Below are 12,646 nucleotides of genomic sequence, written 5' to 3'. Positions count from 1 at the left end.
AGTTGTCTCGGGGGTTGACCCGGGCAGAAGCTCAGAAGAAGCCGAGCTTCTTGGCCGAGTAGCTGACCAGCATGTTCTTGGTCTGCTGGTAGTGATCGAGCATCATCTTGTGGGTCTCGCGGCCGATGCCGGACTGCTTGTAGCCGCCGAAGGCCGCGTGGGCCGGGTAGGCGTGGTAGCAGTTCGTCCATACGCGGCCGGCCTGAATTGCCCGGCCGAAGCGGTAGGCGCGGGTCCCGTCGCGGGTCCAGACGCCGGCGCCGAGGCCGTAGAGCGTGTCGTTGGCGATGGAGAGCGCCTCGGCATCGTCCTTGAAGGTCGTGACCGACAGGACCGGCCCGAAGATCTCCTCCTGGAAGATGCGCATCTTGTTGTGGCCGCGGAACACCGTCGGCTTCACGTAGAAGCCCTCGGCGAACTCGCCGTCCTTGACGTTGCGCTCACCGCCGGTGAGCAGCTGGGCGCCCTCCTGCCGGCCGATGTCGATGTAGGAGAGGATCTTCTCCATCTGCTCGCCCGAGGCCTGGGCGCCGATCATCGTGGCCGGATCGAGCGGCGAGCCCTGCGTGATCGCCTCGACCCGCTTCACCGCCCGCTCCATGAAGCGGTCGTAGATCGACTCGTGCACGAGCGCGCGGCTCGGGCAGGTGCAGACCTCGCCCTGGTTGAGGGCGAACATCGTGAAGCCCTCGAGGGCCTTGTCCAAGAAGTCGTCGTCCTCGTTGGCAACGTCGGCGAAGAAGATGTTCGGCGACTTGCCGCCGAGCTCCAGCGTCACCGGGATCAGGTTCTGCGACGCGTACTGCATGATGAGGCGGCCGGTGGTCGTCTCACCTGTGAAGGCGATCTTGGCGATCCGCGGCGACGAGGCGAGCGGCTTGCCGGCCTCGAGGCCGAAGCCGTTGACGATGTTGAGCACGCCCGGCGGCAGCAGGTCGCCGATGATCTCCATCAGCACCAGCACGGAGGCCGGGGTCTGCTCGGCCGGCTTCAGCACCACGCAATTGCCGGCGGCGAGCGCCGGGGCGAGCTTCCACACCGCCATCAGGATCGGGAAGTTCCACGGGATGATCTGGCCGACGACGCCGAGCGGCTCGTGGAAATGGTAGGCCACCGTGTCGTGGTCGATCTCGGAGATCGAGCCCTCCTGCGCCCGCACGCAGCCGGCGAAGTAGCGGAAGTGGTCGATGGCCAGCGGGATGTCGGCGTGGGTCGTCTCGCGGATCGGCTTGCCGTTGTCCCAGGTCTCGGCCAGCGCGATCAGATCGAGGTTCTCCTCCATCCGGTCGGCCATCTTGAGGAGGATGCGGGCGCGCTCGGCCGGAGCGGTGCGGCCCCAGGCCTCCTTGGCCGCGTGAGCGGCGTCGAGCGCCTTCTCGACGTCCTGCGCGTCGGAGCGGGCGACCTCGCACACCACCTTGCCGGTAATCGGCGAGGTGTTCTCGAAGTAGCGGCCGGCCACGGGGGCGACCCACTGGCCGCCGATGAAGTTCTCGTAGCGGGCCGAGAAGGGCGACTTGATCTTGGCGTCGCCGAGGAATTCCGGCTTGTTCATCGCTCTGTTTCCTCCATAGGCCCCGGCCTCGCGAACCGCGGCTCTTGGGCGTTAGCTGGCGCCCGGGCGGCCGTTCGGTCGGGCCGCATCCGGTTCCGCTGTGATCGCAGCCAATGGCTTTTGGCCGGTCGAATCAAGATGGACTTTTGGCCAGTGCGCGAGTGCGAGGATCCTACGCTCTTCCGATCGTGACCGCGAGGGGGACAATCCTCCTCGAAACCGCGAGCGCTCGCGGCCCATATTCGGGCGATCATTACGGGCGGCGGGCAGGAAAAGGACTGCGCTTCATGTCCGCTCGATGACGGTTGAGGCGCAGGAGATCTTCCGGCGCAGCGCACTCAATGCGGGAGCGCAAGCGGCAGCATGACGGCGGCGAGCGGCAGCGCGACGAGGGCCGCCGTCCGTAACCAGCCGGGCCGGTAGGCGATCAGCGCCACGACTGCGAGGGCCGAGGCGGTCAACGACCCGACCCACTGGACCGGGCCGAACGTCCATCCGGACGATCCGACGGCCGCCGCGAAGGCCAGCGCGAGTCCGGACCAGCCCGCGGCGCGCAGGCCGCCGACCCGGCGCCTGGGAACCGGTGTTCGGAACGCGGCGCGGTGATGCCGGTCCAGGCTCAGCGCGAGGGCCGCGAATCCCGAGAAGGCGAGGAGCAGGGTCAGCGCGTGTGCGGCCGTGGTCACGCCTGCGCCGTCCTGTGCAGGGCTGCCTCGGCGGTGCGGGGGCTCAATGCGTGGCGCCGCGATGCCAGCCGAGCCGCCAGAAGCAGAAGGAGGCCGAGGGCCGTCATGGCGAGGTCAAAGCCGAGGAAGCGCGCCTGCCCCACCGTCACGGCATCGACAATCGGGATCGCGAGGAATGCGCAGGCGGCCAGACCGAGGGCGGCTTTCCAGGCCCGCGCACGCTGGTAGAGGGCGGAGACGACGGCGGCGAGCAGCCAGGCCCCGAAGAAGCTTCGAACCTCCCAGTCAGCGCGGGCCTCCAGACCGAACGGCAGGAGGCGGTTGGCCAGGAAGTAGGCGGCGAGTCCCACCGGCAGCCCCCCGACGGTACCCAGATTGAGCACGCGCACGAGACGCAGACCGAACCCTTCGGGATCGCTCCCCTTCGGGGCCCGCGCCACGGTCCACAGCACGAGGCCGCTGGCGACCGTCGCCGCGCCCATGACGCCGCAGAGAAAGAACAGGAGACGCAGGGGCGCGGCGGCGAAATGCGCCTCGTGGAGCCCGGCCATGACCGCACCCGTTCGGGTTGCAGCCCCGGCCTCGCCGACACGCCCGATCTCGGCGCCGGTATCGGCCGCATAGGCGATCTGCGGGTGCAGGTGTGTGAGGCCGTGAGGCTCCTCGAAATACGCGGTGGCCGTCGCACCGGCGTCGCCCGGCATCGACACCATGAGCACTTCCGGCATCTCGCCGCGGGCCGCGACCGCCCGCGCCACGATCTCGCCGAGCGGCAGCAGGGCGCCCGGCCGTCCCTGAGGCGCCCGACCCGGCGTCATGAGACCCGCCTCGGCATAGTACCTGAGTGCGTCCTCGCCGTAGACGGTCCTGACGCCCCAGGGCATCAGCATCGACGCCAGGGTGACCAGCCCCGTGTAGACGATCATCAGATGGAACGGCAGCGCCAGCACGCCCGTCACGTTGTGGGCGTCGAGCCAGCCCCGCTGCGCCGAGCGGTCGCGCCGGAAGGTGAAGAAATCCACGAAGATGCGCCGATGCGTGACGATCCCCGAGATTAGCGCGATCAGCAGGATCATTGCGCAGGCCGAGACGATCCAGCGTCCCCAGATCGGCGGCAGGTTCAATTCGAAATGGAAGCGGTAGAGGAAGTCGCCGCCCCGCGTGTCGCGTGCCCGCGACGGCTCACCCGTAGCGGGATCGAGAAGCGCGTGGTGAAAGGGGCCGACCGGGCTCTGCCACCAGAAGACTTCGACGGCTGGGTTCTCGGCATTCGGCAGCCGCACGGACCAGCCCGCCGCATCCGCCATCGTCTTCTGCAGGAACGTGCCGGCGCGCGTGGCCGCTGCAACCGGGTCCGACGCCGCGTCGGTCAGTTCCGGCCGCATCCACTGTGAGATCTCCGTGCGATAGTAGCTGGCCGTACCGGTCACGAAGATCGCGAACAGCACCCAGCCGACCACGAGGCCGGACCACGTGTGCAGCCAGGCCATGGACTGGCGGACGCTTCGGGCTTGGCTCACGTGGGAACTCCGGCCGAGAAGGCTCCCGCGAGCCACAGCGCGCAGATCATTCCCGATGCCGTGATCGCCAGAACCAGCGCCGCGCGGGCCAGCGTCCGCGCCGCGAAGACCCAGATGATCGCCGCGGCCATGATGGCGAAGCTTACGAGCGTCGCGGCGGAGACAGCTTCGGCCTTCGGGCCGGGCAGGCTGACGGCGAGCAACGCGGTCGCGAGCGCGGCGACGGCGTAGCCTCCCAAAGCCGCCAGGAGCAGACGGCCTCCGACTGCCATCCGGTCGGCGAGCTTCGGCGTCGCGCGGGCGCTCATCGCACCACCTCTCGTTTCCGTGAGCCCATGGCGCGACCTAGCAGCGGCCGCCGCGACGGTGCAACGTCTATGTTCCGGAACGATTCCAGTGTGAGATGAGGCGCTTAAGGCAGCCGGCCGCTATGTCGTTGGCGCAGCTATCCCGCCGTCAGTCGCAACGCTTCGAGCAACGGCAAATCCGAGGCCCGAGATCTGCTGAGCAAATCTGCGAGGACGCAGAGGCTGCTTCCCGGTGCGGTCGCTGATCTCGGAACAGGATCAATGGACCGGCCTGGCCTCAGTGCTTGGACGAGCCGCCAGCATCGCGCATTCGGAGTGCCGCGGCTGCATCACGTGCGCTGGGCGGCAGCTCGGTCCCGAGACCCGGCTTGGCCGCCGCGGATCCGGTGCTGGGTACCGTCCCGGTCCTGTCGCGGCCGTGGCCGATGGCATAGCCCGCGTTGATGCCCGCGTAGAAGCCGGAAAAGTCTTCCGCGCGTGCCGAACCCGCAATTACGAGCAGAACGGACAACAGGACAACACGGCGCATGGCGGACCTGACATGAAGAGGGCGGCGGCTCCGTTTAAGGAGCCGCCGCCCTGAGGTCTTCGTCGTAGATCACGGTCGGAAAACGGCCGCCGCGATCCCGTCAGTCCTCGACGTTGATGCTCTGCGCCTCGCGACCCTTCTGGCCCTCGACCACGCCGAGCGTGACCTGCTGCCCCTCGGCCAGCGAATCGAGGCCCGCCCGCGACAGGGCAGAACGGTGGACGAACACGTCCTTGCCGCCGTCGTTGACCGAGACAAAGCCGAAGCCCTTGGCAGGGTCATACCACTTGACGGTTCCGCTCATCTCGACGGAAGGACCGCCAGCGGAGCGGCCACCGCCGCCGCCATAACCGCCACCGCCGCCGTAACCACCGCCGCCGCCATAACCGCCGCCGCCGCCGCCGTAGCCGCCACCACCGCCGCCAAAGCCGCCGGTGCGCGGACGGAACTCGCGGCGCGGCGCGGGCGCCTCAGCCGTGGAGGTGTCGACGCTCGTCACGCTGGTGACCTGCGGACCCTTCTGGCCCTGGGCCGTCGTCACCGTCAGCCGGGTACCCGGCTGCAGGTCATCGTGGCCGGCCGCCTCGACGGCGCGGATGTGGAGGAAGGCATCGCCCGAACCGTCGCCGAGTTCGACGAAGCCGAAGCCCTTCTCCTTGTTGAACCACTTAACCGTGGCATCGCGCTCCGGCCCGGACGCGACCGGTGCTGCACCACGCGACGGGCCGCGGTCGAAACCGCCTCCACCGAAACCGCCGCCGCCGCCACCGAAGCCGCCGCCGCCGTATCCGCCGCTGGGGAGCCTGGTCAGGCCATCTCGGCTCGCCACCCTCGCCGAAGCCGCGCTTCTGCGGCCCCCTGAAATCACGACCACGTCCCATAGAAAGCTCGCAAAAACCGTCCGCCGCCCTTGTCTCGAATACCGCGTGCGCGCCATCCCAGACAGCCCACGCCCCGCACTATCATTACCCCAGGTCGCGGTAACCAAGAATAACGCCCTAGTCCTGACGCAATCGGGCCTTGACCGCAAGGACCTTCTTGGCCCAGACGCCCTCGTTTCGTTACTTTCTTGCGGCAAACAACGCAGTCGGGCCTGCTCGCGCGACGGCCTTTCTCATTCGACGGAACGCGTTAGCGAAACGCAAACGCTGGCCCGGCTAGACTCGCCGCCATGTCCCGCAATGCCGGCCGGCCATGATCGCGACTCCGACCTTTCCCGATCTTTCGGCCCTCGTTGTCGACGAGAGCCTCTACATCCGCCGAATCGTCCGCGACATGCTGATGCGCGTCGGCATCAAGCGCGTGCTCGAAGCACCGGACGGAGCCGAGGCACTCGGCGTGCTGGCGGAAAGCAAGCCCGACATCAGCATCATCGACTGGGACTTGTCGATCCTCTCGGGCGAGGAGTTCATCCGCCTCGCGCGCACGCCGACGACCTCGCCCTGCCCCACGATCCCGATCATCCTGATGCTGGCCCAGCCCCGCCGGAACGTGGTCGACCGCGCGGTAGCGCTCGGGGTCAACGAGATCATTGCCAAGCCGTTTTCGCCCAAGACCCTGTGGTCGCGCCTGGACGAGGTGATTAACCGACCGCGACCCTACTCGCAGGTGAAGAGCCTCCTGCGCCCAATCCCGCGGCGGGCCAGCGCGATGAAGGCCGTCGCCTGATCGCCGGTGCGATCGGACGTTGCAGTTCCCGACCGAGCCTGTAGGGTCACACGCAACAAAGGCCGAGCGTCGCGCTCCCGGCCGACCCAAAGGATCGACGGCCGCGCCGATGAGGGACGAGTCCGCCGCGGCCGCGCCGTCCCGAATCCAGACCGGCGCCGCGCCGCTCCAGCATCCAGGCCCGCTTCCGGGCCGTGAGCGTCGTCGTGCCACCTACGCGGCGCTCGACCTCGGCACCAACAATTGCCGGCTGCTGATTGCCGAGCCGACCTTCAGCGGCTTCCGGGTGATCGACGCCTTCTCGCGTATCGTGCGCCTCGGCGAGGGCCTCGGGACCTCCGATCGGCTGAGCGAGGCGGCGATCGAACGCACCGTCGAGGCCCTGCGCATCTGCCGGACCAAGATGCAGACCCGCGGCGTGCAGCGCGCCAAGGTGATCGCCACGGAGGCGTGCCGTCTCGCGGTGAACGGGGCGGCCTTCGTCGACCGCGTCCGCCGCGGCGTCGGCCTCGATCTCGAGATCGTCGACCGGCAGACCGAGGCCTATCTCGCCGTCACCGGCTGCGCGGCACTCGCGGACCCCCTCGCCGAATCCGTCGTGATCTTCGATATCGGCGGCGGCTCCACCGAGATTGCGTGGCTCGACGGCGCGGCGGCCAATCCCTCCACCGACCCGACCCTGCGGATTCGGGCCTGGGATTCGCTGCCCGTCGGGGTCGTCACCCTGGCCGAGCGCCACGGCGGCGCCGAGGTCACCCGGCGCATGTTCGAGGGCATGGTCGAGGAGGTGGCCGAGAAGCTGTCGGCCTTCGCGCTGCGCGCTGCGGCCGCCGCCACGGCCCCCCATTTCCACCTGCTCGGCACGTCCGGCACGGTGACGACGATAGCCGCGATGCATCTGCGGCTGGCGCGTTACGAGCGGCGGCGGGTCGATGGGCTGTGGATGCAGGACGACGAGGTCACCACCGCAATCGGCGACCTGCTCGACACGCGGCTCGAACAGCGGGCCGACAACCCTTGCATCGGCCGCGACCGGGCCGATCTGGTTCTTGCTGGCTGCGCGATCCTGGAAGCGATCCGTCGGGCGTTCCCATCCGAGCGCCTGCGCATCGCCGACCGGGGCCTGCGCGAAGGCTTGCTGATGAACATGATGCGGGAGGACGGGGTCTGGAACCGGAAAGCGGTGCGATGAGGGTGTCGCGATGAGCGATCGGCGTGGCGGCGCGAGTTCCGGCGGCGGCGTGCGCGGGGAGCTGAAGCAGCGGGTGAAAACCGGCCGCGGGCGCACCCTGTCGCAGAAGCGCTGGCTGGAGCGCCAGCTCAATGACCCCTACGTGGCGCGGGCCAAGCGCGAGGGCTATCGCTCGCGGGCGGCCTACAAGCTGCTGGAGATCGATGAGCGCTACAAGCTCCTGAGGCCCGGTCAGAAGATCGTCGATCTGGGCGCCGCTCCCGGCGGCTGGTCGCAGGTCGCCGCGCGGGTTGTGGGCCCGTCGGGCCGGGTCGTCGGCATCGACCTTCTGGAGATCGAGCCGATGGCCGGGGTCGAGTTCATCACCCTGGACTTCCTCGATCCCGAGGCGCCGGCCAAACTCACCGGCATGCTCGGCGGCCCGGCCGACCTCGTGATGTCCGACATGGCCGCCAACGCCACGGGCCACAAGAAGACCGATCACCTGCGCATCATCGGCTTGGCCGAGACCGCCGCGGAATTCGCCCGCGAGATCCTGGGGCCGGGCGGCGCCTACCTCGCGAAGGTGCTCCAGGGTGGGACCGAGGGCGCGCTGCTCACCGACCTGAAGCGCGACTTCGCCCTCGTCCGGCACGTGAAGCCGGCGGCGAGCCGCGCCGATTCGAGCGAGCTCTACGTGCTGGCGACCGGCTATCGCGGGACAGCGGCGCGGGCACCGGAACCGGACGAGGTCTGAGCCGGCCGGCGATGCTGCTCGCCTGGGCGCTGTCGCTTCTCAATCCCGCGCCGCTGCGCCTGCGCCGGCTCGGCTATGTCCGGCAGAGCGGCCTGCTCCACGCCCGATCCCGCCGCTGCCGCGCCGCCTGGGCGCCGCATCTGGAGAACGCGCGCGGCATCGTGGCAGCGGCTGCGGAGGCGACCCGGGGGCGGCGCCATGCCGTCGTGCTCGGCTCCGGGCTCCTCGACGACATACCGCTGGCGATCCTGGCCCAGCTGTTCGGGCGGGTCAGCCTGGTCGACGCGGTTCATCCCTGGCCGACGCGGCTCGCCGCACGCCGCTATCGGAACGTCGCGCTGAAGACCGCGGAGATCAGCGCCGGTTCGGCGGGCGACTGGACCGGGGCCTGTGCGGATGCCGACCTGGTCGTCTCGGCCAACCTGCTCTCGCAACTCCCCATCGTGCCGCTCGACGCCTATAAGGCCCGGGGTCGCGAGGCGCCGCCGCATCTCGGACGGCACATCATCGAGGCGCATCTTGCCGCGCTGGACACCCTCGCCGAACAGGCCGAGCGCGTGTGCCTGATCACCGATACGATGCATCGCGCGGAGGATCGCGCCGGCGAGATCACCAACACCCTCGACCTCATGTTCGGCGTCGCCCTGCCCCGACCCGAGGCGGCCTGGGATTGGGAGATCGCGCCCTTCGGCGAGATCGGCCGGCGGCACCGCCTGGTTCACCGGGTCCACGCCTATCCGGACTGGCGCGCGGCTCGCGCCTGACCGCAGCGCGTGAAAAGGGCCGCCCCGGAAGCCCAGGACGGCCCTGAAGATCTGTAAACTCAGTCAGCTGTGCGACTACTCGTTCGGCACATCCTCGGCGGCCGTCCCGGCGCCACCCTCCTCCGCGGCGACGCTCTCGAAGCGCGGCCGCCGGCGGCGGCGGGGCTTGGTGGCCGGCGTCTCGTCGGCGGGGACCTCCGGTTCGGCGGAAACCGGCGGCTCGGCTGTCGGGGCGGGCCGAGGCGGAGTCATCAGGAAAGCCGGCAGGCCTGCCGGATCCTCAGCGACCGCCACGGGCGCAGCCTCGCGGCGGCGCTCCCGGCGCGGCGCCGGCTCGCCCTGGCGCACGGCCTCGCCGCGGGGCGCACGCTCGGGCCGGCCTTCCGGACGAGCCTCCTGCCGGTTCTCGGACCGGGGATTTTCGCCGCGGCCATTGTCGTAGCGGCCCTGATCGCCCCGGTTGTCGGAACGATTGTCCTGCCGCGCATCGGACCGGTTCTCCTGGCGATTATCCTGCCGGTCCTGCCGATTCTCTTGGCGGTTATCCTGCCGGTCCTGCCGGTAATCGGGACGGCCGTAATCCTGGCGGTCCTGACGGTCCTGGCGGAAATCCTGCCGCGGATAATCCTGGCGCTGGTAATCCTGACGCGGCTGGTCCTGCCGCCGGAAATCCTGCCGCCCGTTGTTGTCGAACCGGCGCTGGTCGCGGTTCTGGAACCGGTCCCGGCCCTGCCGGCCGTCCTGGTTCAGGTCCGGACGATTCTCGTAGGGCTGCGGCTGCTGACCGGGATCGCCCTCGTCGTAGCCGTTATAGGCGTGGCCGTTCTGGGACGAGCCGTTGCCCTGACCCTCGTCGTCGCCCTCGTCCATCTCGTCGTCGTAGGGCCGGCTGGCATAGCCGCCGGTGTTGGCCGGGCGGTTCTGCTCCTGAGCGCCGGACACGATCCGGAAGTAGTGCTCACCGTGCTGGAAGTAGTTCTCGGCCGCCACGGGGTCGCCCGCCGCCAGCGCGTCGCGTGCGAGCTGCGCGTACTTGTCCGCGATGTGCTGCGCGGTGCCGCGGATTTTGACGTCGGGACCGTTGGATTCGTACGAACGCGTCAGCGGATTCGGACCCTTCGGCCGATTCCGGCCGCGCATCCGTCGATTCTGGTTTGGTCTCATCGGTCTGTAATGACCCTCGTTCACGCAAACGACTGTTTTAGGAGGCGCCCGTCTCAGGATCTCGTGACGCACTCCGGCCAAGCGCTCCCGGCGGCGCCGCGCGTGCAGCCGCTCTGCGACCGGCGCGCCTGTCTGACCATCCCTCGTACCGCGCCCGGACCCTGACGCCGGCAACCAGTCGATTGTCAGATTCGAATGCCGTCAAACCGCCGCGCGATCACCGGCGCGCTCTGATTCAACGTCTCTGGGGGATCAGCGAACCCGTCGGCGACACGCGGTCGCCACCAACCATATGGTCGTCCGTCTTAACGAACCGTTCGCGATCTTCAAGCCGACTCTAGCGTTCCGCGGTTGATGCAACAAGAGTTTTTCGGTGCCGGGATCGTCCACCGACACTTAGGCATCCCTGTGGCCTGAGAGAAGACCCTCCCGCAGGCCGAAGCTCAGGACCCTGTCGTGGCCGGCAAGATCGCGGGTCAGGCCCCGTTCGCTGAAACCCTTCGCCTGCGCGAGCGCCCGCACCGGCTCGGCTTGGTCGTAGCCGATCTCGACGGCGAGCGTCCCGCCTGGGGCGAGCAACGCCCGGGTGCCAATCCCATCCAGGATACGTCGATAGGCCTGGAGTCCGTCCGGGCCGCCGTCGAGGGCGGCGATCGGATCGTAGTCCTGCACCTCCCGCTGAAGCGTCGCGATCACCTCCCGGCCGATGTAGGGGGGATTCGAGACGATGAGGTCGAAGGAGCCGCGCGCTGCGTCGCACCAATCTCCGACGAAGAAGGCAGCCCGGTCGCCGACCCCGTTCGCGGCCGCATTGTGCCGGGCCTCCGCCACGGCCGCCTCGGAGCGGTCGACGCCGATGCCGAACGCGCCGGGCAGTTCGGACAGGAGCGCCGTGAGAATACATCCTGACCCGGTGCCGAGATCGAGGCAGCGCAGGGGCGACGCTCGGTCGGCAACGGCAGCGAGGGCGACCTCCACCACGATCTCGGTATCTGGGCGGGGCACGAGCGTCTCGGGCGCGAGCCGGAACGGCAAGCCCCAGAACTCCCAGGCGCCAAGGATGCGGGCGACGGGCTCTCCGGCAAGCCGGCGGGCCAAGGCGGCGTCGAAGGACGACGCTTCGTCCGGATCGAGCACCCGGTCGCCGTGGAGGATGAGGTCGCGGGTCTCCAGGCCCAAGACACCCAGGAGGAGGAACCGGGCATCGCCGGCCGCCTCCGCGATGCCGCCGCCCGCCAGAAGTGCCGATCCGCGCCGGAGCGCGGCGCGGCGCGACAAGCCGAGGCTCGACCGGGACGTCACGGCGCCGCTCAGGCCATGCCCTCGGCGGCCAGCAGTTCCGCCTGATGCTCGGTGATCAGCGCGTCCACCACCTCGCCGAGGGCGGTCCCGGCCATCACCTCCTCGAGCTTGTAGAGGGTCAGGTTGATGCGGTGATCGGTCACCCGCCCCTGTGGGAAGTTGTAGGTGCGGATCCGCTCGCTGCGGTCGCCGGAGCCGACCTGTGCCTTGCGGTCGGCGGCGCGGGCCGAATCCTTGGCGTTGCGCTCGGCGTCGTAGAGCCGGGCGCGCAGCAGCGCCATCGCGCGGGCGCGATTCTTGTGCTGCGACCGCTCCTCCTGAACGAACACCACGATACCGGTCGGCAGATGCGTGATGCGGATCGCGGATTCGGTCTTGTTGACGTGCTGGCCGCCGGCGCCCTGCGCGCGCATCGTATCGATCTTCAGGTCGGCATCATTGACGACGATATCGACATCCTCCGCCTCGGGCAGCACAGCCACTGTGGCGGCCGAGGTGTGGATGCGCCCCTGCGTCTCGGTATCGGGCACGCGCTGCACCCGGTGGGCGCCGCTCTCGAACTTCAGCCGGGCGAAGACGCCCCGTCCCTTAACCTCGGCCACGACCTCGCGGAAGCCGCCGACGGTGCCTTCGCTCTCTGAGATCACCTCGACACGCCAGCCCTTCGACTCGGCGTATTTCGCGTACATGCGGAACAGGTCGCCCGCGAACAGGGCCGCCTCGTCGCCGCCCGTGCCGGCGCGAACTTCCAGGATGGCGCTCTTCTCGTCCGCCGCATCCTTCGGGAGGAGCAGGAGCTGGAGCGCGCGGTGCGCGTCCTCCAGCTGTTCCTGGGCGTCTGGCTTCTCCTCGGCAGCGAGCGCCCGCATCTCGGAATCGGTGCCGGGCTCGCCGATCAGCGCTTCGAGGCCTGCCAGATTCTCCAGGGATGCCCGATAGACGCGGATCGCCGCCACAACTGGATCGAGGTCGGACAGCTCGCGCGAGAGCTGGACCACCAGCTCGGGATCGATCTCGCCCGAGGCGAGCTGCGCGGTGACGATATCGTGCCGCGCCAGGATGGCGTCGAGGCGCTCAGTGGGAAAGGGGATCATCGCCCGTGTTTCTAAGGTCTGCGCGCGGCGGTCAGCGCCGTACGCTGGTCATGTCTCGGGCGGGAGAGGGTGTGGCCCGGAGGGTTCTCGACCCGGCAAGACTTCCCCCTTCCCACGCCTGTTCCGTT

Annotated in this window: 11 protein-coding genes and 1 pseudogene; 4 read left to right on the top strand and 8 right to left on the bottom strand. The window is 69.3% G+C overall.

Features of this window, described 5'->3' with window-relative positions; translation table 11 throughout:
- Positions 1–31 precede the first annotated feature (31 nt).
- The 5 genes and pseudogenes from adh to M6G65_RS33375 all read right to left on the bottom strand — a co-directional run bounded on the left by adh (position 32) and on the right by M6G65_RS33375 (position 5,479).
- Complete coding sequence (gene adh, locus M6G65_RS00790) at positions 32–1,555, bottom strand: aldehyde dehydrogenase (protein WP_238197490.1); 1,524 nt, start codon at positions 1,553–1,555, stop codon at positions 32–34.
- 338 nt (positions 1,556–1,893) lie between these two features.
- A complete protein-coding gene (locus M6G65_RS00785; RefSeq protein ID WP_238197491.1) occupies positions 1,894–2,241 on the bottom strand; it encodes a DUF3325 domain-containing protein in 348 nt (115 codons plus the stop codon).
- Complete coding sequence (locus M6G65_RS00780) at positions 2,238–3,731, bottom strand: PepSY-associated TM helix domain-containing protein (RefSeq protein ID WP_238197586.1); 1,494 nt, start codon at positions 3,729–3,731, stop codon at positions 2,238–2,240. Before M6G65_RS00780 ends, M6G65_RS00785 begins: the two co-directional genes overlap by 4 nt.
- A gap of 26 nt (positions 3,732–3,757) precedes the next feature.
- On the bottom strand, positions 3,758–4,069 hold the full coding sequence (locus tag M6G65_RS00775) for an iron transporter (protein WP_238197492.1): 312 nt from the start codon (positions 4,067–4,069) through the stop codon (positions 3,758–3,760).
- 629 nt (positions 4,070–4,698) lie between these two features.
- Positions 4,699–5,479, bottom strand: a pseudogene (locus M6G65_RS33375) (cold-shock protein).
- A gap of 313 nt (positions 5,480–5,792) precedes the next feature.
- On the opposite strand from M6G65_RS33375, the gene M6G65_RS00760 reads away from it, so the two are divergent.
- The 4 genes from M6G65_RS00760 (at position 5,793) to M6G65_RS00745 (ending at position 8,958) form a co-directional block, all read left to right on the top strand.
- Positions 5,793–6,266, top strand: a complete 474-nt coding sequence (locus M6G65_RS00760; protein WP_012317168.1) for a response regulator — start codon at positions 5,793–5,795, stop codon at positions 6,264–6,266.
- A 109-nt stretch (positions 6,267–6,375) separates the two neighbouring features.
- Positions 6,376–7,458, top strand: a complete 1,083-nt coding sequence (locus tag M6G65_RS00755; RefSeq protein WP_250103441.1) for a Ppx/GppA phosphatase family protein — start codon at positions 6,376–6,378, stop codon at positions 7,456–7,458.
- Positions 7,459–7,468: 10 nt separating this feature from the next.
- Positions 7,469–8,194, top strand: a complete 726-nt coding sequence (locus M6G65_RS00750) for an RlmE family RNA methyltransferase (RefSeq protein WP_238197494.1) — start codon at positions 7,469–7,471, stop codon at positions 8,192–8,194.
- Positions 8,195–8,205: 11 nt separating this feature from the next.
- Positions 8,206–8,958, top strand: a complete 753-nt coding sequence (locus tag M6G65_RS00745) for a hypothetical protein (protein WP_238197495.1) — start codon at positions 8,206–8,208, stop codon at positions 8,956–8,958.
- 75 nt (positions 8,959–9,033) lie between these two features.
- Here M6G65_RS00745 and M6G65_RS00740 read toward each other — a convergent pair whose 3' ends face one another.
- From M6G65_RS00740 to prfA, 3 genes are all read right to left on the bottom strand, one after another.
- On the bottom strand, positions 9,034–10,098 hold the full coding sequence (locus M6G65_RS00740; protein ID WP_238197496.1) for a DUF4167 domain-containing protein: 1,065 nt from the start codon (positions 10,096–10,098) through the stop codon (positions 9,034–9,036).
- A gap of 420 nt (positions 10,099–10,518) precedes the next feature.
- A complete protein-coding gene (gene prmC, locus M6G65_RS00735; RefSeq protein ID WP_238197497.1) occupies positions 10,519–11,424 on the bottom strand; it encodes a peptide chain release factor N(5)-glutamine methyltransferase in 906 nt (301 codons plus the stop codon).
- Positions 11,425–11,432: 8 nt separating this feature from the next.
- A complete protein-coding gene (gene prfA / locus M6G65_RS00730; RefSeq protein ID WP_250103440.1) occupies positions 11,433–12,518 on the bottom strand; it encodes a peptide chain release factor 1 in 1,086 nt (361 codons plus the stop codon).
- Between the last annotated feature and the right edge of the window lie 128 nt (positions 12,519–12,646).

The sequence above is a fragment of the Methylobacterium tardum genome (assembly GCF_023546765.1).
In the GTDB taxonomy this organism is placed as follows: domain Bacteria; phylum Pseudomonadota; class Alphaproteobacteria; order Rhizobiales; family Beijerinckiaceae; genus Methylobacterium; species Methylobacterium tardum.
Note: the sequence above shows the minus strand (reverse complement) of the source record. Positions and strands in the feature narration are given on the sequence as shown.